This window comes from Fumia xinanensis, assembly GCF_014384905.1.
GTDB lineage: Bacteria > Bacillota > Clostridia > Oscillospirales > Ruminococcaceae > Fumia > Fumia xinanensis.
On record NZ_JACRSV010000005.1, the window covers coordinates 69069 to 92790 of the forward strand.

The window sequence follows — 23722 nt, forward strand, 5'->3', positions numbered from 1 at the left end:
ACCATGGCAAAACAAATTATTTACGGCGAAGAAGCCAGAAAAGCATTGCAGACTGGTATCGACAAGCTGGCCGATACCGTTAAAATCACCTTGGGCCCCAAAGGCAGAAACGTTGTTTTGGATAAGAAGTTCGGCGCCCCCCTCATCACTAACGACGGCGTCACCATTGCAAAAGAAATCGAATTGGAAGATGCTTTCGAGAATATGGGCGCTCAGCTTGTAAAAGAAGTCGCCACCAAGACAAATGACGCCGCAGGCGACGGCACCACTACTGCTACCTTGCTCGCTCAGGCTCTCGTGCGGGAAGGTATGAAAAACGTTGCCGCCGGAGCAAATCCCATGGTTTTGAAAAAAGGTATGCAGAAAGCCGTCGACGAGGCTGTCAAAGCTATTATCGAACATTCCAAGAAGGTCGACGGCAGTGATGACATCGCCCGTGTTGCGACCGTTTCCGCCGATAACGAATTTGTGGGCAAGCTGATTGCAGAAGCCATGGAGAAGGTCTCCTCCGACGGCGTCATCACCATCGAGGAGTCTAAGACTGCTGAAACCTACAGCGAAGTGGTCGAAGGTATGCAGTTCGACCGTGGCTACATCTCCCCCTATATGTGCACCGACACCGAGAAGATGGAAGCCGTCATGGACGACGCTTACATCCTCATCACCGATAAAAAGATCTCCAACATCCAGGAAATCCTCCCCCTGCTGGAGCAGATTGTACAGAGCGGTAAAAAGCTCGTTATCATCGCCGAGGATGTAGAAGGCGAAGCACTCACCACTCTGATCCTCAACAAACTCCGCGGCACCTTCAACTGTGTAGCTGTTAAAGCCCCCGGCTTCGGCGACAGAAGAAAGGAAATGCTTCAGGATATCGCCATCCTCACCGGCGGTCAGGTCATCACAGAAGAACTGGGCCTTGAGCTGAAAGAAGCTACCATCGAGCAGCTGGGCCGTGCCCGCCAGGTGGTCGTACAGAAAGAAAATACCATCATCGTAGACGGTGCAGGCGACAAAGACGAAATCAAAAATCGTGTCCATCAGATCCGTTCTCAGATCGAAACCACCACTTCCGAGTTTGATAAGGAAAAACTCCAGGAAAGACTGGCGAAGTTGGCCGGCGGTGTCGCCGTCATCAAAGTCGGCGCCGCTACCGAGATTGAGATGAAAGAAAAGAAAATGCGCATCGAGGATGCCCTCTCCGCAACCAAAGCTGCTGTTGAAGAAGGCATTGTGGCAGGCGGCGGTGTTGCCCCCGTCAACGCGATCCCCCCTGTCAAAGCGCTGCTCGACACCTTGGATGGCGATGAAAAAACCGGCGCCGCCATCGTATTGAAAGCCCTGGAAGAGCCCATTCGTCAGATCGCTTTAAACGGCGGTTTGGAAGGTTCGGTCATCATCGATAAGATCCTCTCTTCCGGCAAAGTGGGCTACGGCTTTGACGCTTACAACGAGCAGTACGGCGATATGATCGAGTTTGGTATCGTTGACCCCACCAAAGTTACCAGAAGCGCTCTCCAGAACGCTGCCAGCGTCGCCGCCATGGTTCTAACTACCGAATCCCTTGTTGCCGACATCAAGGAGGAAACTCCCGCGGCTCCCCCAATGCCTGCCGGCGGCATGTATTAATCTCCCTAAAAAGGCTAAAAAGGACGAAACGGAATACCGTTTCGTCCTTTTTCTATCTAGGTATTATCACCGCAACCGCTGTTAAAATGCCGCACTTATTTCCGATGTTGTTTCAAATACTTCCATAAGAACCCCAGCGTACCGACACACAAAATTCCTGTCGCCGCGAATAAGGGAATGTAGGAATCCCATGTAGCCGCCACCAAAATTCCGGTGGGAGCGTCAGCCCCCCCAATGATAGGCGGCTGGTTGAGCTCATAGATAGCATACCCGGATAAAATCAACAGCAAAAGGCTGATAACCGCCATTATTATCAGCAGCCACTTCCCTTTTTTTCTTGGCTTAGTACCCTCCTCCGCCATATTTCCTTTTGGCTCCTCCCCGCCTTTAACCAAGGCGTCCAGCGATATCCCAAAAATCTCGCTCAATTGGCAGAGATAATTCAAATCCGGAGCCGACTGGTTTAGTTCCCATTTGGAAATGGTCTGCCTTGTCACATCCAGCTTTTCAGCAAGCTGTTCCTGAGAAAGGCCCTGCCGCCGTCTTAAAGCCTGTAAATTGTCTCCGAAATTCATAAAGCAACCTCCTTTCTGGAAATATCTTATCAAAAAAGCCCGTTGCACTCCACCTGCTTTTGCTGGAATTACCGCAACGGACTGTTGCGGAAGCCAAAATACCAGCATTTGCATAGATGAAAACAGTTATTTCTTGCGATAGAGCAAAACTTCAAATTCAATTTCCGTTTTAAGGGAGGAAAGTGCAGACAGCCGCTCTGCTCCCCTTTGCGGTGTTTTATAGTAGTACGGCGTCATTGTAAACAGATTGGAAATATCTTTCTGACAGCGCAGCCCTATCTGCTCTTGGACAAGTTTCCGCTCAACTATTTCAAAACCATCCAGTGTGTAATCTTTGACTTCGTTGGGATAGGGCTCGTCGTATAAAACCTGTTTTAGCTCCCAAAGATGACGCTCCCCCGGAATCACCATCGCCATTAGCCCCTGAGGCTTCAGCACCCGCAAAAATTCCTCTCCGCAGTAAGGTGCAAATAGATTCAGCAGCAAATCACAGCAATAATCCCCCACTGGCAGATGGAAAATACTCCCCACCGCATAGGCAATGTCCCTATCCTTCTTTGCCGCCTTGTCTAAGGCGAATTTGGAGATGTCCACTCCCATCATCTGCGCCCGAATCCCTACCTCCTTCAGAAAATGATAAAGATAGGAGGTGTAATACCCCTCCCCGCACCCGGCGTCTAAAATGGTAATCTCCCCGTCGATCTTGGCAAGATGGGCAGCCACCACCTCGCAGAGCTGCTTGCATAACGGAAGATAGTATCCCTCATGGAGAAACTCCTGCCGCGCCGCCACCATCAGCTTGTTGTCCCCCGGCACTTTGGAATGCTTTCCCTTAATGGGGAGCAGGTTTACATACCCGCTCTTGGCCCGGTCGAAGTTGTGGCGGTTGGAGCAGCAGTAACTTTTCACCTGTTGTTCCAGCGGTTTTCCGCAAACAGGACAGATAAACAGCGACATAGGTAAAATCCTTTCCTAAAGCTCAATAACCTTATTGTACCATATTTATTTTTGATGCAAGAAGCACACTTTTGACGAATAAACGGCAAAATTGAGGACAACGTCCTCAAAGGGCTTCTTCAGCGATAAACGCGGCTTTGCTGCGTTTATTGTACCACAAAAAATCCGCCGAGTACACTCAGCGGATTTTTGCTATTTTGTGTAAACAATTTTCCCGATTTCCCGTTCCAAATAACTCGCCATTTCCCCAAAATCAAATTCCTGCCCAGTAAAAATGGAAAAAGCGTAAATTGCTTGATTGATGAGCATCCCTAAACCGTTAAAGGCCCTTAAGCCTCTATTCCGGCTCTCCCGCATCAGGGAGGTCTCAGCTGGTTTATAAACAATGTCGTACACAGCCGCCTTGGTTTCGTCCAGAAAGGAAAAATCCCAAAAATCATCGGGAATTCCCTCCATTCCCAGAGGAGTAGCGTTAATGATAATGTCGGTGACTTTTGCACATTCTTTTTGCACAGTGGGGGATAACTCCCGCACTGTTACGCCGTCTTTTTCAGCAAAGGCGGCGGCCTTTTTGGGGGAACGGCACAGCACCGTCACTTTCGCCCCCACGTCCAGAGCCTTCTGACAGATGGATAGTGCCGCTCCGCCCGCTCCTAACAGCAAAACCCGGCTCCTGTCCATCAGGATGCCATTTTGTTTTAAAGAAGCATACAGGCCGTCTCCGTCGGTGTTATAACCTTTGAGTTTACCGTCAGTGATCTTTACGGTGTTCACAGCTCCACATTTTCGGGCATAAGGGTCGCATTCGTCCAGAAAATCCATGATGTCCTTTTTGTGGGGAATCGTCACGTTGAAACCTGCAAAATTTTCCGCCTTCGTCCTTTCTACAAACTGTCCCAGCTCCCCTCTTTTCACATGATGGGCGGTATACTCGCAGCAGAGCCCCAGATGCTCCGCCATCTTGGTGTGAATGGCCGGAGACAGAGTGTGGGCGATGGGGTCCCCGATGACCCCCATCCGGTAACTGTTCATTTGGTCACCTCCCTAATTGCATCCAGAATTTTTTCGGCTGCCTCTTCCGGCGCGCTATTGTTTTCCACTGTAAATTTCCCATACCGCCGGTACAATCTGATCCGCTCATCGTAGAGCCGGTGAATACGCGTTGCGTCATCCGCCAAAAGGGGCCTCTCGGACAGGTTCTCTCCTAAAATATCAGAGACCGGCCGGTCGAGGAAAATAATAAGGCCGTTTTGGGATAGCGCTTTCATGTTCGCTTCCCGCAAAATCACGCCGCCGCCGGTTGCAATCACCTGTCTGCTTTGGGCGGATACTTCCTCGACGCATTTCTGCTCCAAATCCCGAAAAGCCGGTTCCCCGTCCTCGGAAAAAATCTGAGGGATGGATTTTTTCGCCATATTTTCAATGACAGCATCCAAATCCACAAAAAAAAGGCCTGTTTTCTCCGCCAAAATTTTTCCCACCGTGCTTTTTCCCGAGCCGGGCATTCCGATGAGTACAATGTTATTCTTCATCCCGTTCCACCCCTATGGCGTTTTTATAGTACCCTAAAATTTTGAGAGTCTGGGACGCCTTGGAGATTTCCTCCAAAATTCCCTCAATCCGGCTGTCGATGGTCTCCGCCGTAAAATCCAGAAAAAAAAGGTACTCCCAGTTTTTGTTGGCGATGGGGCGGGATTCGATCTTGGATAGATTGAGGTGTTCCCGGGCAAAAATCCCCAAGATATGGTAAAGGCTTCCGCTGACATGGGGAAGTGTAAATGCCAGGGACACCTTGTTGTTTTCCGCGGAGTGGATAGCTTTCGGCGCCACCACCACGAAACGGGTCTGATTCCGGTCCTTAAAGTTTGTCTTTTCCGCCAGAATGTCCAAATGGTAAATAGCTGCCGACCGGCGGCTGGCGATAGCCGCCCAATGGGGATTGTCCCCCGCGCTGACCATTTTTGCCGCGGCGGCGGTATTGTACAACGCCGTTTGCTTCCAGTCCGGGTGCTCCGCCAAAAAATCCCTGGATTGAAAGAGCCCCTGCTCGTGAGAAAACACTTCGGTAATATCCCCGATCTTCGTCCCCGGCCTTGCCAACAGACAGTGGTTGATCTCAATGGGGCACTCTCCCACAATAAAAAATCCATATTGCGCCAGCAGGTCGTATACGGACGCTATGGCGCCGGTAGAGCTGTTTTCCAACGGCACCACGGCATAGTCTGCCTGTTGCTGTTTAAGCGCCTCAAAAGCCCCTGCAAAGGAGCTGGCAGTAATAAGATGGGCCTCCTCGCCAAAATAGCAAAGGGCGGCCTCCTCAGCATAAGAGCCGGGAACACCACAATAGGCAACGGTATCGTTCATCTCTTTCAATCCTTTTTCCGAATTTGTTTTATGGAATTCACGACAAGGCCTCCAACACCGACAGCGCTGCCGCGCTTTCGATTACCACCGACGCCCGGGAGAGAATACAGGGGTCATGCCGCCCCTTGATGACGAGAGTGTCGTCCTGCATGTCAGCCAAATTGACGGTTTTCTGCTCCCTGCTGATGGAAGCTGTGGGCTTGATGACCGTCTGAAACACAATAGGCATCCCGTTGGAAATTCCTCCCAGAATACCGCCGTTGTGGTTTGTAGCGGTGACGACTTCGCCGTTTTCCATCCGCATTTCGTCGTTCACTTCATGGCCGTAAGCAGAGGCAAAGCCAAAGCCCAGCCCAAACTCGATCCCCTTCACCGCAGGCACCCGGAAAATGTTACGGGCAATCATCCCTTCCAGATTGTCCTTATCGGGAGAACCGACCCCACAGGGCATTCCAATAACCGCGCACTGGATAATCCCCCCCACTGAGGTCAGGTTCATCCGCGCCTCCTGGATAATCGCTTTCATCCTCTCGCCGACATTGTCGTCCAAGACAGTGAAATCCTTCTGGGCTAAAGCTTCAAATGCGCTCTCGGCTAAAGAATCCGCGGTAAACGGCTGATCCTTTTCGGTTCCTACCTGCAAAATGTGGGCGCCGACAAAAATGCCTTTTTCCCGCAGCGCCAGCTTGGCCACCGCCCCTGCAAACACCAAGGGAGCCGTCAGCCGGCCGGAAAAATGTCCTCCTCCCCGGTAATCATTGCAGCCTTTATACCGCACAAAACCGGTAAAATCCGCGTGGGACGGCCTTGCCAGGTTCTTCGTCCGATCGTAGTCGCCCGATCGGGTATTGCCGTTTTGGATGACGGCACAAAGGGGCGTCCCGGTGGTTTTCCCCTCGAACACTCCGCTGAGAATCTGGGGCACGTCTGCCTCTATCCGGGGAGTGGACAGCCCGTCGCCTTTGGCCCTTCGGCGGTTCATCTCCCGGGAAATAAACGATTCGTCTATCGGTATCCCGGACGGCAAATTTTCCACCACCACGCCGACCGCCGGGCCGTGGGACTCTCCAAACACCGTGTATTCCAGCTTCATCTGCCGTCCTCCTTCACTTCTCCGCCCAAACGGCGGTAATCTTCCCAAAACTTCGGATAGGATTTTGAAACGCATTCCGCGCCCAGGAGCCGCACCTTGCCGGTACAGCCCACTGCTGCCGCCGCTGCCGCCATAGCGATCCGATGGTCGTTGCAGCAGTCTAAAGCGTTTTCTCCCGTACCGGGCAGTGTTTCCTGCCCCCAAACGGTGATGCTGTCTTCGCCCTCTTCTACCTGCGCTCCCAAAGCACGGAGCATCAGACAGGTGGCAGCGATCCGGTCGCTCTCTTTGATCCGCAGACGGGAGGCGTTGACAAACCGGGTCACTTTTCCAGCCCGGTAGGCCGCTGCCGCCGCCAGCGCCGGAACCAGGTCCGGGATGTCACTGACATCCAGCTCACAGTCGTCTTTCTGAGCAAAATCCGCTAAAATCGCCTCTACCGCCCGGTCGCCCTGGCTGGAATTGGGGTTAAGCCCCTTGAGCAAAACATCGCTTCCAATAAAATTGGCGGCATAGAAAAAGGCGGCCTGAGAGTAATCTCCCTCCACAACGGTATCTTTGGAAAGATACCTCTGGCCCCCCGGAATGATAAATTCCCGATAATCCCGATTTTCCACCTTGATACCAAAAGTAGTGAGCGCCTCCAATGTCATATCCACATATCCCTTGGACTCCAGCCTGTCAGTAATGACAATTTTGCTGTCTCCTGTGAGCAGCGGCAGGGCGTACAAAAGCCCCGTGATAAACTGGGAGCTGATTTTTCCGCTGAGCCGGCACTCCCCGCTTTTGAGTATCCCCTGCACCGTCAATCCATCTTGGCTTTTTCGGCACTGGATGCCCATCTCGTCAAAAAGCGCGAAATACGGCTCCAACGGCCGCTCCAAAAGCCTCCCTCGGCCTTTAAAAATCAGCGTTTTCTGAGGACAGAGGGCCACAGCCACCGGAAGAAGGAACCGCAGCGTCGAACCTGACTCGTTGCAGTCTATAACGACTGTTTCCTCCTGAACGTCCCGGCGGTTCTCAAACCGAGCGGTGTTACCGTCAAAGCGGTAATCCGCCCCCAATGCCTTCATCCCCTGCAGCGTCGCTTGAATATCAGCGGAAACCGTCAGGTTTTCCACCTTTCCGCCGCCGGAAAGCGCCGCCGCAATCACCATCCGGTGCCCCATGCTTTTGGAGGAGGGAATTTTCAGCGTGCCCTGAAGCCTTCGAGGAAAAATCATCAAATCCACAACGCCACCTCTTTCCCTTATACTATCTCATGTACCCATTGGGCGAATGTCTCTTTGGGAACCTTCTGCAATGCCGCCTTGCCGATGCGCTCGCATAGCACCAGGGTAATCGACCCGCCGCTTCCCTTTTTATCGTAGGCCAGCGTCCCGATGAGCGCCTCCTGCGGCACTTTCTGAGCCTCTACCGGAAGCCCATAGGTGCAAAGCATTTTTTTGAGCCGGTCAGCTGTTCCCGGAAGAGTCCTTCCCTGCCGCTCGCCGATTTCGCAGATGCTCACCATGCCACAGGCCACCGCTTCCCCGTGCATATAGGTGCTGTAATGGCCCAATTTTTCATAGGCGTGCCCCAGCGTGTGGCCGAAATTCAGGACCATCCGTTCACCGGTGTCCATTTCGTCCCGCTCTACAATTTCTTTTTTGATGTGGCAGCAAACCCGGATGATTTCCTCCATGTGGGGGAGCAGTTCCTCACGACTGTGGCAGCTTTCCAGCAACTCGAAAAGCTCTTCGTCGCGAATCATCCCGTATTTGATGACTTCGGAAAGGCCGTCAAAAAAGACGCGGTCGCTGAGGGTAGTAAGGGTTTCCGGGTCGATGAGGACCCGCTTTGGCTGGTAAAAAACGCCAGCCAGGTTTTTCCCCTGCTTTAAATCCACCGCCACTTTTCCGCCCACTGAGCTGTCTACCTGGGCTAAGAGGGTAGTGGGAATCTGTACAAAGGGAATCCCCCGCAGCAACGTCGCCGCCGCAAACCCCACCATATCGCCTACGACACCACCGCCCAAAGCGACAATCAGGTCTCCACGTGTCACCGGAAAGGGGTCAGGGTTTAAGAGCCCGTCGTATAAGCTTACAACCGTGTCCAGATTTTTGCTGGGTTCCCCCGCCGGAAAGTCTAAAAGCTTCACTTGAAATCCGGCCTTTTTCAGGGATTCCAACACCGTTTCCGCATACAGCGGCTTTACGTTGGAATCGGTAATGACGGCGATTCGCCCACCTTTGTACACCTCTTTAATTTTCTCTCCAGCTTGCCGGAGCAGTCCGTTTTGAATAAAAATATCGTAATCCCGCCCCCCGGACAGATTGACATGCAAACTCTTCATAGAGAACCGACCCCTCCTTGGTTTATAACCTGTTTCAGCTCTATTTTACAGTGTTTTTCCCGACAATTCAACCAGCGGGCGCAAATCTTTCACCAGCTTGTCAAAAGCTTCAGGAGTGATGGACTGCTTGCCGTCGCAGAGGGCCTTGGCCGGGTTGTTGTGCACTTCGACGATAAGGCCGTCGGCTCCGACCGCCGCCGCCGCTTTGGCCATAGGCTCTACCATCCATGCGATGCCGCAGGCGTGACTGGGATCGACGATCACCGGCAGATGGGACACGCTCTTGAGCATGGGGATTGCCGAAATATCCAATGTATTGCGGGTCGCCGTCTCGAAAGTGCGGATTCCCCTCTCGCAGAGGATGACGTTTTCGTTTCCGCTTGCCATGATGTACTCGGCGCTCATGAGAAGCTCTTCCAACGTATTTGCAAGGCCCCGTTTTAAAAGAATCGGTTTGTCGCTGTGGCCCAGCTCTTTGAGGAGCTCAAAGTTCTGCATATTTCTCGCTCCCACCTGAATGACATCAACATCGGCGAACAAATCGATGTGGGCAATAGACATAATTTCGGTGACGATGGGAAGACCGGTTTCCTTTTTCGCCTCCAGCAGCAGTTTGATGCCGTCGTCATGTAGCCCCTGAAACGCGTAGGGTGAAGTTCTCGGTTTGAACGCCCCGCCCCGGAGGAATCTGGCGCCGCTCTTTTTTACGTCCTTGGCGATTTCGGTAATCTGCTCCCGGCTCTCCACCGAGCAGGGGCCGGCAATAATCTGGAAGTTGGTGCCTCCGATTTTAGTTCCCTCCACGTCTATGACTGTGTCATCCTGATGGAATTTCCTGTTTGCCAGCTTGTAGGGCTCTTGTACCCGTCTGACTGCCTCTACCACATCGTTTGCCGAAATGTCGTCGGCGTTTATCTTGGTGGTGTCGCCGATCAGCCCGATGATACTGGACTGCTCGCCCTCAATCATATGGGTGTTGAGCCCTAAATCTTGAATATCGTGAAGGAGTTTTTCTACTTCTCCTTTATTGGCGTGTTCTTTCAATATGATTACCATAATTGTTCCCTCTTTCTGTATCTCTAATAAATCTCTTTGATTTCATCAAATGAAAAGGCCCGTTTTTTTTTGACGGCGGGCGGATCCAACCCCTCCTCAAAAAACCAAAAAGAGCCTGCATCTTCGTTTCCAAAGATGCAGGCTCCCATTTTACCTTACGGAAAAATGACAGTTAGCAGTCATGGGGCAACGAAAGATGCGTACGACAATCAAGACCGGTGCTAAAATAAAAGCCCCAGCCAAAATAGCCCATAAATCGTTTCGTTGCGTTCAAAACAGACATAGCCACTTTTCCTTTCATTCGTTTTAATGCTTTAAATTGTAATACCTTATGGTGATTTTGTCAACCCTCTTTCTAAATTTTTATAAATATGCCAAATTATAAAAAATTCTTCTCCTATTTTTATGGCATCTGCGCATAGGTCATGAAAAAATTTACAGTATCATTTTATTCAGGCAAAAAGCCTTGCCTTTTTCGGAAAATAGGTGCAAAATAGATTTATTCATTCAAGTATTCCCTGTGGTTTGGAGGTTTTTATGTTTACCCGCAAAGCCCTTTGCCTATTGATAATCCCGCTTGTCATCGAACAGATTCTCGCGGTCACCATCGGCATGGCGGATACCGTGATGGTCGCCCGTGTGGGAGAAGCCGCCGTTTCCGGCATCTCTCTGGTGGACACCATCAACATTTTACTCATCAACATCTTTTCTGCCCTCGCAACCGGAGGGGCGGTGGTTTCTTCTCAGTATCTGGGTCGTCAGGAAAACAAAAATGCCTGTATCGCGGCAAAGCAGCTATTATGGGCAATTCTCATTCTATCCTCTGTGATCATGGCTCTGGCCCTCATCTTCCGAAACACCTTGCTGAGTTTAATTTTCGGACACATTGAAGCCGATGTCATGTCCCATGCCCAGACCTATTTTTGGCTCTCAGCCATCTCCTATCCCTTTCTCGCCATTTATAACAGCGGCGCGGCCCTGTTTCGCACCATGGGTAACTCCAAAGTATCCATGTTTACGTCTCTCTTGATGAACATCATCAACATTTCTGGAAACGCCATCCTGATTTTTGGCTTCAATATGGGCGTTGCCGGTGCCGGAATCGCATCTCTCGCCTCCCGAGCCACTGGCGCCGTCATTATGGTTATCCTCCTGCGCAACGGGACCAATCCCATCCATGTGCGTGATCCCTGGAAGCCGCAGTTCAACTTCTCCATGATTAAAAACATCCTGAAAATCGGAATACCCAACGGCATGGAAAACGGCATGTTCCAAATTGGAAAAATACTGGTGCAAGGCTTAATCGCTTCCTTTGGCACCGCCGCTATCGCCGCAAACGCCGTCGCCAACAACTTGGCCAGTATTCAGATTCTGCCCGGCGCCGCCATCGGCCTCGCTATGATCACTGTCGTCGGCCAATGCGTCGGTGCCCACGATTATAAACAGGCGAAAATGTACGCCATCAAGCTGATGAAGATCACCTATGTGTCGATGTTCGCCCTAGACATATTCCTCCTGGCCATCGCCACTCCCCTAATCGGGTTTTACCGTTTATCGCCGGAGGCCAGTTCCACCGCCTGGGAGTTGATCGTCTGCCATACCGTCTGCGCGGTGATCTTTTGGCCCAGCGCCTTTACCCTTCCCAACGCCCTCCGCGCGGCCGGCGATGTGAAGTTCACCATGCTTACCTCGATTATTTCCATGTGGATTTTCCGCATCGGTCTCAGCTATGTGCTGGGAGCGTGGCTCCAGTTGGGCGTGCTGGGCGTTTGGATCGCCATGGCTGTCGACTGGGTTTTCCGGGCCGCTCTTTTCATTCAGCGTTTTCTCCGGGAAAAATGGAAACATCGTCAGGTAATTTGATGTTTTATTATTTCCCGGTAAATATTTTATCGTTGTAAAAACGGGAGAAAGCAAAGTCGCTTTCTCCCGTTTGCTTTCTATTCTTCCCATTGTTTTCGCAGTTCATCCAAAAAATCCAAAACCACCTCTTTAGAAATCATCGAAGCCTCTTTGCAGTTTTTTTCAAAGTTTTCAACACCTGCGTGGTCGGCCGTGTCGGTAATCGACCGTATTGCAATAAAAGGGACTTCATTGACGTAACACACGTGGGCAATACTCGCCGTCTCCATGTCCACGGACATCGGAGAAAACTTCTCGTTGATGCTTTCCCGCAGGTCATCCTGAATGAATTGTTCCCCCGTCGCCATGCCCCCGAAATGCACATGTCTTCTATTTCTGCAAACCCTTTTTGCAATGTTCAGCAGGTCCTCATCCGCTGCAAAATAGACGGAGGACATCCACGGGTGAAATCCCGTCAAAATATCTTCCTCTACGTCATGATACACCGCTCGAGTTGAAACAACCGTATCGAATAGCTGGATTTTTGGATCTATCCCGCCTGCCACTCCGGCATTGACGACAATTTCCACATGATAGCTATCGATCAGTATCTGCGCAGCAATGGCGGCGTTTACTTTGCATACGCCGCTATACAGCGCGACGACCGGTACGCCTTTTACCTGTCCCTCGTAAAACTTCAACATCGCTTTTTCTGAGATGGTACAATTATCTATGTGCGGCAAAAACGGTGCCAGTTCATCGTCTGCAGCGCATATGATTCCAACTTTTTTCATCGGTACCTCCCTTAACAACAATTATTGCCGCCGCAGTCAAAGCTTCGTCGCCTTTACAATAAAAGAAAGGGGCAGCTTATTTGCTTTCCAAGCCGAATAGTATTTGGCTGAAAACGCTGCAGGCTTTGCTAGAGTGTCTGAATCTGTTTCCTCGATAATTTTTTCAACCGCAAACCCCGTGTCCGCAAGCTCGTTGATGTAGGTGGACAGCCGGCGGTTCTGTACCGTAACCGGCTGCCCCCTCTGTATGTAAGAAAAAGATTCGTCAACATAGCTCCCCGTGAACGCCAGCTGTTCCCCCACCGCCTCGACGCAATGCATCAGCGGATGATCCCAGGAAAAGAGAAACGCACCTCCCGGCTTTAAATAGGAGGCTATGTTATGAAACGTTGTCTTCAGGTCGGTGCTCCAGCCGATGGCATAGATAGAGTAGACCACGTCAAAATAGGTTTTGGGCAGGCCCGGGTCAACCTCCATTGGCCCATTATATAAATTGGAAGAATAACCGCATTTGACAAGGTGTTTCCGGGCGTTTTCGACCTGCCTTGCAGACAAATCCAATCCCCACAACTCTGCCGCACCCTGTTCTCCGCACCAGCAGAGTGAGTGACCGCTGCCGCAGCCAATATCCAAAACCCTTTTGCCCGACAAATCAGGAAAGAGATGAAGTTCGTCTTCCGTTGGAATAAAACAGCCATATGTGGGCAGCGCAGTCGTACCAAACCAAGTATCCGCCATAGCGTCCCAACTCCGTTTATTCTGCTCGAGTATATTATTCATCCTATTTTCCCCTCTATCGCTGCACCTGTTATATCCAAAACTACTTAATTTTTCAGCGCCTCCCACTGCTGTGGCCGGAATCCGATGAGTACGGCATCCTCTCCAATGAGCAGGGGCCGCTTCACCAACATGCCGTTTGTTGCCAGCAACGCAAACTGCTCTTCCTCGCTCATAGAAGGCAGCTTGTCTTTCAGTTCCATAGAACGGTACAACATACCGCTGGTGTTAAAAAATTTTCTAAGGGGCTGGCCACTTTTCGCTGCCCATTCCTTCAGTTCTTGAACGGTAGGATTCTGTTCCACGATGTGACGGTCGTCGTAAGAAATACCGTTTTCCTCCAGCCATTTTTTTGCCTTTTGGCAAGTGCTGCATTTGGGATATTCCAAAAACAAATACTTCATTTCTGTTCCTCCTTTTATTCTTGCTGTTGCCGAGCTTTTTTGCAGGCTTTCAGGCAGGTATCCTCCGTATCTGCAGACACCAGAAACCTCCCCCTATGACAAAAACGCAGCCCGCTAATACCCGAAATGTATTCCAGATCTTCGTTTTCCTTCCCTGCCCAAGACAATGGAAACGGACACCGCAGTACTCCCTCTTCTTTTCCCGGCACAGCCTGTGCGCAGTAACCTCCCCGCTGGGAAGGGTAAATGACAAACTCCGCTTCGGACCGGCAAACAATGGGCTTCCAGGGCGCATATACCGGCAACTTGACGATGGCGTCTTCCATTTTTTCTATTGCTTCTTCCACGACTGCATCCGCACGAAATTGGCTGTACAAAAAACCTAATTTTCGCTCCAGCACCAGCTGCGCAAATTGGACTGCTTTCCAGAAATTTCGATCACTGTCAGCGTCCTCATCCCAATAAGGGTTAAACGCCCCGATAATGCTGGCCAGCATATTGCCGCAGCCGGTATTATCGTCCAGATCCAAAGGTTGGACAAAGGATTCATCGAATCGCTGCACTGCCTCTGGAATTTGCTCCTCGGTACACTTGGAGCCAAAGAATAGAGAGCCATATTTTCGCCATAGCAACCCAAAAGCTGCATAAGGCACCCCATTATCCCGAACCTGGGCGTCCTCCTGATGATGATCAAATTCCCCTCTGCCGATGTCGTATACAATACCTTTCGTATCTTGTGGTGCATTCATAACTCTTTGTATTTTAATTTTAGGATTCAGCATACGGAGAAGCGCTGTAGAGAACACATCATCCGCATGAAAACGTCCTCCATGGGTATACCCTGACTCAAGCAATTCTGTATCAAGCATGTGATTGTGTTTCCTTTCTACTGATCCTCACCCAAAATGGCTATCTCTACTGCATCCACGCCTAAAGGATAGGTTTCCCGAATATAAGGTAAAATTTTCACTCGCACATGGGCGCCTCTGGAGAGCATTTCCGGCTTTTTACAACCATCCTCGTATCCCACCATGGCTCTATCGCCGCTCTGCAAATCCGCCTCAGCTACTAGTATGCTGTTTTCATAGACCTGTTCTACAACGCCGGTAAAGGTTATATAATCCTCTTTGGGCTGACAACCATAAAACATAATGACCGCAGTTAATACTGCAAATAATTTCCCCACCATAACGCCTCCTTATTTAAAAATTCATCTATCGCGCAAGGACAATCAAAATAATAGTCTAACCCGTTCATTTTTCTATATAATGTTTATTGTATTGCATTTCAGGCAAAAAGTAAATAGAGGAACACAAAAAGAACCCTCTGAATCAGAGGGTTCTTTTTTATTTGAGATAAGCAATGGAAGAATTGAAAAACAAATTACAATTAGCCTGTTATTCCTACAATTGCAATTACGGTCTTCTCTCCACCCACCGGTCTCAACGCCGCAAACTTGGAAAGTTTAGGCCAAAACGCGGATTTCAGCAAGGTTAAACCAGTTATTTGCCTGCTCGACAGTTACTTTGATATACTGTGCTGTACCGTTTGCAGCAAGAGAAACAGTTTTCACTTCGCCCTCAGCCTGAGCACCTTCGTCATTCGTAATCTTACCAAGTTCGTTCCAATCTTCACCGGTTTCAGAGCAGTAGATGGTAGCTGTGCGGAGCGGATGTACGCCGTCAGCACCTTTCAAAGTGTCTATGCTGACTTCCCGGAAAGATTTCACAGCGCCCAAATCAATAATAATATCTGCGGTCGTACCGTTAGGATTGTGAGCCGTCATATAACCTGCGTCGTGATAAGCGGTAGAACCAGGAATCTGGCCATCAGTCAATTTTTTGCCGTCATTGGTAGCGTTGCCGGAAAAACTCAGGCCCTCGGTAACTGTGTAGGAACAGCCCTGTGCCAAGTTATTCGGATCCTTGACGCTCACATAGCAGACAGTGGAATCAGCAAAAGCAACAGCCTCGCCGACTGTATTGGTAGCAACTACTCTGTAGTTACCGCCGTCACTGACTTGTGCGTTATTGATGGTGTAACTGGCTTCGGTAGCTCCATTAATTTTAACGTCATTTTTAAACCACTGATAGGTAATGGTACCGCCATCGGTAACACTGGCCACTACGCTCATCGTAATTGTATCGCCCATGGCTGCGTCTTTAGTTGCGCTCAAATCAGTTGTAAAGGAGGGAGTCTGCGCGATTACAGCTGGTTTGACCAAGGCGCCGTCAGCCGCGGAACCGTCCGCAGTTTTCAAAGCCTCAATTTCAGAGACAGCAACAGGCAAAACACCGTCTCTGTTTCCAGCAAAGAGCCAAACCTTCAAGCCGGTTGCAGTAATGGGTTCATCAGAGGTAAACACAAATTTTCTGGGTGCATTGCTATCGTTTTTAAGTCCAGTTTCCTCGTAAATAGTCACCCATGTGCCGTTAATCTTAGCTTGGATTTTAACATGATCAGTCTGACCGTTGCCGTTGGCATAAGCGTTCCAAGGATCACCGAGGTTAGTGTGGATATTGACCTGCTCAAAAGAAGCTTCGTCAAAGGTCCAGGTAAAGTCGGCTTCGTAGCCGGCAGTGTCATGGCCTGCTAAGTAGAGAATATTTTCCCAATCAGCATCATAAGGATCTGTTGCAGTGGAGATTACACCATCTGTCAGTTTAGCATTCCACACTGCACTTAATCCACTTCCGTCAGACATCCAGTAAGCAAGTGCGCCATTTGGGATTGCGCAGGTTGACGTCTTACCGGCAAGCAGGTTATTAGACACTACCGGAGCTTCAACCGTCAATACGCAAACGGTAGATGTAGCGGTCGCAGTTGCAGTACCATTGGTATTGGTAACGACTACTTTATAACTGCCCGCATCGATGTCTGCTACAGAGTCGATAGTGTAGGTAGCTTCGATGGCACCATCAATGGCAACATCATCTTTGTACCACTGGTAGCTGAGTGTGCCGCTGTCAGTCGTGCTGGCTGCTACGGTAAAGGTTACTGCATCACCAACATTTGCGGTCTTGGCAGCTTCCAAATCGGTGTCAATTGTGGGAGTAGCTGCCGTGTCAACGGGGGCTGTAGGAACGACCAAATCGCCGGTCTTGGTAGCACCCGCAGTGGGTTCTGCCTTGACTTCGATCTCATCGAGAACAATAAAGGCAGTTACTTTGGTCATGGTAAAGCGAAGACCGCTTGCAGTGATAGGATCACTGGAAACAAAGTAATCATTCTTTCCAGTAACAACTTCAGCACCATCCAGGGTTGCATTATTGGGGTTAGCATTGTAAATGGTTTTCCACTCGCCGTCAATATTAGCCTCAATCTGGAGATTGCTCATACCATCAATTCCCCAGCCGCTGATGCGGAGGACACCCATATTGATTTCTTTAAAGGTAATATCTTTACCAAAATCGTAGGAGAGTACAATGTCGTTTACTCCACTATCTGCCTTAAACAGAACAGAGTTTCCGTCGTTATAGGCGATAGGATCAGCAAAACGCACACCATCGGTCAATTTGGTCTTAGAAGGGTCACCGGAATTGCTGTCATCATTGTCAGTATGAGAAGTTGCATCCAGTGTATAGGCTTTTCCAAAAATCAGGTTATCAGAGGTGATAGCCTCAGGAGCTTTCAATTCACCGTCCAGAGCGCCGGTAGCAGCATTTGCAAGAACCTCGATTTCATTGATCGCTGTGCCTGGCCAAGCATCAACCTCACCATGTACTGCCGTGGAAATTCTCAGTTTGCTTCCGGAGATATCGGTATCTCCGCTGAAAACAAAGACTTTATTCTGGTCTTCACGGGTATAGGGGGTATCAGTATTGTCAAACAGGGTTACCCATTTACCGTCTTTCTCCAGCTCGATCTTAACGCTCTTCGGCTGGGTTGCGACAACAACATCGCCTTTCGGAATCACTACAGTGCCGATTCTGATTTGCTTAAAGCTCTTTGCAGGATCCAGCTCAAAGGTATATGTAGGAACAAAACCTTCTTCCTGCTGGAATGCGGGAACGGAACCCCAAGTCAGACGACCGCTAGTGCTAATATCCCCTTCGTTTATAACGGCTTTACCATCGGTCAGCCAATCCTGCCAATTATCAGGCAAAGGTTTGGCAGCCTCCCAGCCGTAACCTTCGGTGACATTAGAGTCTGCTTTTACGCCGTAAATCAAGCTCTCGCCAGTAATTGTCCAGCTACCATCAGTTTTAGTGGCTTTCAGACTTACACCGTTATCGGTAAAGGTAAACTCACTGACTGTTGACGGCACAGAGAATTTTCCATCTGCAAAGGTCACATCAGAGCTGATGTCGGCTACTGTACCGGTTGCAGTATAATCTACGCTTGTATCGCTGGGAGGAGTTTCCCCAGCTTCGCCCCAAACGCGGATTTCCGCTAAACCGTGCCAGCTGTTAGAATCTTCGTAGGAGAGTTTGACATAACGTCCGGTAACAAGGGCTTCTGACTGTACAAGAATGGTCTCTACGCCCAGTTCAGTCTGAGTGTGGTCAATCTTGCCCATCTCTGTCCAATCGGTTCCATTGCTAGAATAGGAAATGCTTCCCTTTTCAATGGCTTTGATACCATTTATACTTAGCAGGGTATCAACAGCAACCTGTTTGAAGGACATTTCTGAACCCAAATCAATGGTGATGTCCAAAGTTGTAACACCATCACCGGTATGGACAGCGACAAACCCTTCAGCCGTATAATCAGTGGAATTCGGAGTAATATCATCTGTCAGCTTGATACCGTCGTCAGCGTTAGCCCAGTTCAGGCTTTCAGTCGAGAAGGTATAAGGTTTGCCTTTCGCTATATTGACAAATTCAGAAGATACCGTTACAGTACAGACCGTACTAGTTGCCATGCTGGAAAGCATGCCAGCTTTCGTATTGGTAACTTCCACCTTATATGTGGCAGTCTCCGCTGCGAAAGCAGTAAAGCTGTAAGTATTGCTGGTAGCGCCTTTGATGGCTACACCATCTTTGTACCACTGGTAAGACAGTGTGCCCCCGTCGGAAACAGCGGCCTCTACTGCAAAGTCAACTTTGTCGCCTACGTTTACATTTTTGGTTGCTTCCAAATCAGTAGTAATACTCGGGATTTCCGCTACTTCATTGGGAGCTGCCAGCGAACCGTCAGCAGCAGATCCGTCAGCGTCAGCTAGAACATCAATGCCAGTGAGAATAACAGCTTTTGTATTGCCTTGACGTGCATAGAATGTGAATCTCAGACCATCAGCAGTAATAGCTTCCTCTGCTGTAAAGACAAGAGTCTTGGCTGTTCCGTCTGTACCGGTTATATCTAAGCCTGTCACGTCGCCAATAGTAGCCCACGTACCACCAATCTTGGCTTCAATGGTAACGTGCTCCGGATAACCATCTGCATCGTTCCAAACGGTCTGCTTCAACAGGTCAAGGTTAATTTGTTTAAAGGTTACCTCATTTTCCAGATTGAAGCAAACATCTTTGCTGACGCCGTCTAGAACAGTTCCCGCAAAGGTCACATATCCGAACTGGTTGCAGGTATCGGTAGAAGGCGTAACTCCGTCAGTCAGAGAATAGGCAAACATGGGATTATCAAAAGTAGTGCTGTAGTAGCCAAAACTATCTCTCTTTACATCTGTTGTAAAGGGAACACCAAAAATCAAACTCTTGCTGATTTCGGTGACTTCAGACCAAACACCGTCTGTATTGGTGAACTGTTTGGCAACTCCACTGTCAACGAAGGAGAAGACAGTTACATCCTCAGCAACGGTAAATTTGCCGTCTGCATAGGTAACTTTCGCAAGGTCGTCAGCCTTGTTGCGGCCATTGACAAATTTAACGACGGGTGTTCCGGTTGCTGCGTAATCAATGGTGGTAAGCTCTGGAGTAACAGGACTTCCTCCGGTCAACGTGCCGTCCGCAGCTGCGTCAGTTGCATTAGCCAATACTTCGATTTCAGAAAGGGCAGTTGTCTTATGGATAGTCTCATCTGTCCAAGTATAGAACCAGAATTTCAGGCCGGTAGCGGTAATCGCCTTGTTGTCTTCGGTCTTCAGCACAATATCCGTATGGCCCTTCGTATTATTTTCGCGGCCTTCATAAATGTCGGTCCATACGCCGTCGATCTCAGCCTGCACCTTAATATGCTCGGCAACGCCGTTGACAGCCTCTGTGCCCCAGGGAGTGCCGTTTCTGAACATCAGGGTAATCTGCTCAAAGGTCTTTTCCTCAAACTGGAAGGTAAAGTCCGCAGCTCCGTTCTGATCGAACCAGTTAAAATACAGCGTACCCTTGTAGCTTTCCGGATCAGCTTCGTTATAAACCGCATCGGCAGCGGGATAAACGCCGTCGGTCAGCAGGTCATAAGTCTCATCCAGAAGCGGAGAACTCATATCGCTTGAATTTTCATGGTGGTCTTTCGCAATATAACCGATACCAATCCCAATAGTGGGTCTCACGCCTGCAATCAGGTTTTGAGAGGGGATAGGAGCTGTAGTCTGAGCAACCTCCAGCTTAACAATGGCAGTTACAGTAATGGGATCGACTGCATCCACATAGCCGGCAGGCAGAGTGTAAGAAGCGGTAAAAGTCTGGTCTCCGGTGCTTTCCGCATCGTAGTCAGCGCAAGCCCATGTAGCATCTACATCAACCGTACCGCCGTCATACTGCAAAGTAACCTTAGCGGGCAGTTTGGCCGCCGCCAAAGCCGCTGTTGTCAGATGCTCATCTTCGGATACGACTACTTTGTCAATTGCTGCAAATCCAGTAATCTCAACATCTTGCACTGGAGCCGCCTTGGTAGTAACTACACAGGTTTTACTGGTCGCAGTAGCAGGTGTTAAACTGTCTTTTGTATTGGTGACAACGACTTTATAGCTCTCGCTTCCGACTTTGTCGGCAGTAAAGGTATAAGACGCGCCTGTTGCTCCGGAAATAGCAGTGGAGCCTTTATACCACTGATAAGTCAATTTGCCGCCGTCAGATGCAGAAGCGGTGACAGAGAGGGTCACGCTGTCTCCTACAGTAACGCTTTTAGCAGTATCTAAATCTTTAGTAAAAGTCGGCTTAGCAGATTCCGTTGCAGGTTTCTTTGTAACAGTAACGTCAAAAGTGCCAGTCACGCCGCTGCCGTCTGCCGCGGTCGCGGTGATGGTCGCAGTACCTTCTTTAACGGCGGTAACCAAACCGCTTGTGCTGACTGTAGCAACAGTATTATCGCTGGAGCTCCAGTTAACAGCCTTATTGGTTGCGTTAGCCGGAGTAACCGCTGCCTGAAGCTGTAAGGTTTCAGCAACATGCACTTCATTGCTGCCGCTGGTAGAAGTAACGGTAATATCAGTTACTTTAACCTCTTCGCCCTTGGACATAATTTCAATTCTACAGGTAGCCTCGACAGTATCTGCGATAGCTTTGATGGTAACGGTACCTTCTTTAAGAGCGCGCACATAGCCGTTGGAAACAGTGGCGATTTCCTCGTCGCTGCTGATCCAGGTTACCCTTCTGTCCGTCGCGTTAGAGGGGTAAACAGTGGCGGTCAAAAGAAAATCTTCGCCTGTATACATAATGTGGCTTGTCTTGCTCAAGCTGACGCTTTGAACTTCGACATAAGAGCTTCCGCCACCGCCGCCGCTGCCGCCGCTGCCGGACGGTCTGGAGGGAGTCGTAGTATCTCCACCGCTGATAACGCCGCCAGGAGTCTTTTCATTGCCGTTGGCATCAAATGCGATTTCTGCTTTAGGCAACAAGGCACCAGTAGCAGCACCATCTTCTCCAAAGGTATATGTAAGGTTGCCGACTTTGATACGGCCTGTCTGCAGTTCGCCGGTAACTTCATCAAAGTAATAAACTTTGTTGTCGATCTGTACCAGACCGGTCTGCATAACGCCGTCTTTGCTGCTGAAATAGTGATTGTTCTTCCAATTGATCCAGCCGACACTCATCTGGCCGCTGGGATTAAAGTGATACCATTTATTGGAAATTTTGCGCCAGTGACGGCTCATAACACCGTTTTCATTCAGATGATACCAGGAAGAGCCTTCCTTATACCATCCTTTGGTCATGGCACCGCTGGCAGACAAATGATACCATTCACCGTTGATGAATTGCCAACCGGTCTTCATTGCTCCGCTCTGGTCCATGTAATACCACTGGCCATTGATGAATTTCCAGCCGGTCTGCATAACGCCCGAACCGTCAAAATAATACCAGTTTCCGTGAATCATTTTCCAGCCAGTTGTTTTCTGGCCGTTCTCAGTCCAACTCCAGTTAGAGTTTGCATCTTTGTTCCAAGCCGCAGATGCACTCATTGGAGCGATACTGGCTGCCAAAACTGCCGCAGTTGTGATTGCAGTCAGTTTTTGCAAGACTTTTTTGTTCATAACGAATCCCTCCACAATTTAATGACACTCATATTTCACACAAGAGAGATAGAATTGCGTTCATCCCCCCTATTTGCAAGACCTCTTCCTTCAATTGAAGAGCTGAGTTCACAATGCCACACAGTAAAATAAGCTATTTTACTACAATATGGACATTATCCTGCAAAAATATGTTTAATTTATTATATACTAGAAAAAATCAAAAAGCAAGCAATTTTCTATATATTTATCAAAAATCACAGTGGTTTTCATAATGATTTATTGATTATTTACTAAACCAACAACATTTTATATACCCTTTTACTAATATGGAAGATTTTTCAATTCTCTGTGTATTACATATTTTTAAAATTCAGTTAAAAACGGGGCATAAATTACTTTTCGGAACTTGTCCCTTCTATATTTAAACACCCGTGCTATAAACTTTTTTCTGATCATTTTTATTTGGGTAGCGTACCAAGGTTCCTTTTCAAAAAACATCATATCACCTTAGCAAAATATAATTTGTCGAAAATATCACGGCGTATTTTGGCCTTATTTGTAAATAACCGATCGGTCGGCATCGCTTTGTACAGTTTGGCCGCAAACAAAAGCAGTGGGAGCGCCTCCAATTGAAGGCGCTCCCACCGCAATAACAATTTTTATCAATTACTTAAAAATGCTTCGACCTCATTTTTATAAGGGATAGAAGGCGCCGCACCCATACGGGAAACCGCTAAAGCAGATGCGGCGCAGGCACATCGCAACACTGTATCTGGCGGAGAGCCGCACAGCAGTTGCGCGATAAAATATCCGGTAAAAGTATCTCCTGCCGCGGTCGTATCCACTGCCTCCACCGGAAAGGCCTGATGGAAGTACCGGCCTCTTTTATCGTCATAGCAGGCTCCGTCTTTTCCCAGGGTGAGAACGATTTGTGCTTCGGGATACTTTTCCCGGATGCCAGCCAAAATTGCCTCCCGGCCTCTTGTCCCAGCCAGTGAAGCCCCTTCTAATCCATTCACCAAAAAACAGGAAACCAAGTGGAGGGGATAGCCAGATATCGCCTCTGTCATAGGAGAGGGATTAAAGAAAATTTGCATCCCCTTACGATAGGCCGCTTCCATTATATAAGCAATCTCACACACTTCATTCTGTAGAAGGAGAACGTCACCTTCCCCATATTCTTCTAAGGTCCTGTCGACTTGTTCCCGGGTAATTTTGTGGTTGGCTCCGGGGTATAGCAGTATGGTGTTCTCTCCTTTTGAGTCCACTTGAATGATCGCATGGCCGCTGGGTGAAGATAACACTTGAATTTTATCGGTTTCCGCTCCGCTTTTTTCAAGCTCTTCGATCAAAAACACGCCGTCACTTCCGACACAGCCAGCATGGGCCACCGGTATACCTGCCCGCGCCAGAGCCACGGATTGGTTAAGTCCTTTTCCCCCGCTAAACCGTTCCATATTAATCGCAGGAATCGTTTCCCCCGGAAGGGCAAAACGCTCCACCCGATATACATAGTCGATATTCAACGACCCAAAGTTTAAAACTTTCATTTTTT

At 49.2% G+C, this 23722-nt stretch carries 18 protein-coding genes; 2 read left to right on the top strand and 16 right to left on the bottom strand.

Annotation, left to right across the window (positions count from 1 at the left end; translation table 11 throughout):
- Positions 1 to 3 precede the first annotated feature (3 nt).
- Positions 4 to 1626 carry a chaperonin GroEL gene (gene groL, locus H8710_RS12555; protein WP_249296188.1) on the top strand — a complete coding sequence of 541 codons (1623 nt, stop codon included), beginning with the start codon at positions 4 to 6 and terminating at the stop codon, positions 1624 to 1626.
- 95 nt (positions 1627 to 1721) lie between these two features.
- On the opposite strand, the gene H8710_RS12560 is transcribed toward groL, so the two are convergent.
- The 9 genes from H8710_RS12560 to aroF form a co-directional block, all read right to left on the bottom strand.
- Positions 1722 to 2201: a helix-turn-helix domain-containing protein gene (locus H8710_RS12560; protein ID WP_249296189.1), complete on the bottom strand. Its 480-nt coding sequence runs from the start codon at positions 2199 to 2201 to the stop codon at positions 1722 to 1724.
- A gap of 126 nt (positions 2202 to 2327) precedes the next feature.
- Positions 2328 to 3158: a putative RNA methyltransferase gene (locus H8710_RS12565; protein ID WP_249296190.1), complete on the bottom strand. Its 831-nt coding sequence runs from the start codon at positions 3156 to 3158 to the stop codon at positions 2328 to 2330.
- Positions 3159 to 3350: 192 nt separating this feature from the next.
- Positions 3351 to 4190, bottom strand: a complete 840-nt coding sequence (gene aroE / locus H8710_RS12570; protein WP_249296191.1) for a shikimate dehydrogenase — start codon at positions 4188 to 4190, stop codon at positions 3351 to 3353.
- Positions 4187 to 4690 (bottom strand): shikimate kinase, encoded by a 504-nt coding sequence (locus H8710_RS12575; protein ID WP_249296192.1) that lies wholly within the window; start codon positions 4688 to 4690, stop codon positions 4187 to 4189. Before H8710_RS12575 ends, aroE begins: the two co-directional genes overlap by 4 nt.
- Entirely contained in the window at positions 4680 to 5522 is an 843-nt protein-coding gene (pheA, locus tag H8710_RS12580; RefSeq protein WP_249296193.1) for a prephenate dehydratase, read from the bottom strand. The genes H8710_RS12575 and pheA overlap by 11 nt, the downstream gene beginning before the upstream one ends.
- A 37-nt stretch (positions 5523 to 5559) precedes the next feature.
- Complete coding sequence (aroC, locus tag H8710_RS12585; protein ID WP_249296194.1) at positions 5560 to 6615, bottom strand: chorismate synthase; 1056 nt, start codon at positions 6613 to 6615, stop codon at positions 5560 to 5562.
- Positions 6612 to 7838, bottom strand: a complete 1227-nt coding sequence (aroA, locus tag H8710_RS12590; RefSeq protein WP_249296218.1) for a 3-phosphoshikimate 1-carboxyvinyltransferase — start codon at positions 7836 to 7838, stop codon at positions 6612 to 6614. The genes aroC and aroA overlap by 4 nt, the downstream gene beginning before the upstream one ends.
- A 26-nt stretch (positions 7839 to 7864) precedes the next feature.
- Entirely contained in the window at positions 7865 to 8950 is a 1086-nt protein-coding gene (aroB, locus tag H8710_RS12595) for a 3-dehydroquinate synthase (protein WP_249296195.1), read from the bottom strand.
- A gap of 45 nt (positions 8951 to 8995) precedes the next feature.
- Entirely contained in the window at positions 8996 to 10006 is a 1011-nt protein-coding gene (gene aroF, locus H8710_RS12600; protein WP_249296196.1) for a 3-deoxy-7-phosphoheptulonate synthase, read from the bottom strand.
- Between the two features lie 537 nt (positions 10007 to 10543).
- On the opposite strand from aroF, the gene H8710_RS12605 reads away from it, so the two are divergent.
- Positions 10544 to 11869 carry an MATE family efflux transporter gene (locus H8710_RS12605; protein ID WP_249296197.1) on the top strand — a complete coding sequence of 442 codons (1326 nt, stop codon included), beginning with the start codon at positions 10544 to 10546 and terminating at the stop codon, positions 11867 to 11869.
- Between the two features lie 77 nt (positions 11870 to 11946).
- Here H8710_RS12605 and H8710_RS12610 read toward each other — a convergent pair whose 3' ends face one another.
- The 7 genes from H8710_RS12610 to H8710_RS12640 all read right to left on the bottom strand — a co-directional run bounded on the left by H8710_RS12610 (position 11947) and on the right by H8710_RS12640 (position 23717).
- Positions 11947 to 12642 (bottom strand): 5'-methylthioadenosine/adenosylhomocysteine nucleosidase, encoded by a 696-nt coding sequence (locus H8710_RS12610; protein ID WP_249296198.1) that lies wholly within the window; start codon positions 12640 to 12642, stop codon positions 11947 to 11949.
- A 36-nt stretch (positions 12643 to 12678) separates the two neighbouring features.
- On the bottom strand, positions 12679 to 13422 hold the full coding sequence (locus tag H8710_RS12615; RefSeq protein ID WP_249296199.1) for a class I SAM-dependent methyltransferase: 744 nt from the start codon (positions 13420 to 13422) through the stop codon (positions 12679 to 12681).
- A gap of 44 nt (positions 13423 to 13466) precedes the next feature.
- Positions 13467 to 13823, bottom strand: a complete 357-nt coding sequence (locus tag H8710_RS12620; RefSeq protein WP_249296200.1) for an arsenate reductase family protein — start codon at positions 13821 to 13823, stop codon at positions 13467 to 13469.
- Positions 13824 to 13837: 14 nt separating this feature from the next.
- Positions 13838 to 14692: an MYG1 family protein gene (locus H8710_RS12625; RefSeq protein ID WP_249296201.1), complete on the bottom strand. Its 855-nt coding sequence runs from the start codon at positions 14690 to 14692 to the stop codon at positions 13838 to 13840.
- A 17-nt stretch (positions 14693 to 14709) separates the two neighbouring features.
- Positions 14710 to 15012, bottom strand: a complete 303-nt coding sequence (locus H8710_RS12630) for a YkvS family protein (protein WP_249296202.1) — start codon at positions 15010 to 15012, stop codon at positions 14710 to 14712.
- A gap of 276 nt (positions 15013 to 15288) precedes the next feature.
- On the bottom strand, positions 15289 to 22185 hold the full coding sequence (locus H8710_RS12635) for an Ig-like domain-containing protein (protein WP_249296203.1): 6897 nt from the start codon (positions 22183 to 22185) through the stop codon (positions 15289 to 15291).
- Between the two features lie 644 nt (positions 22186 to 22829).
- Positions 22830 to 23717 (bottom strand): ribokinase, encoded by an 888-nt coding sequence (locus H8710_RS12640; protein ID WP_249296204.1) that lies wholly within the window; start codon positions 23715 to 23717, stop codon positions 22830 to 22832.
- Positions 23718 to 23722 lie beyond the last annotated feature (5 nt).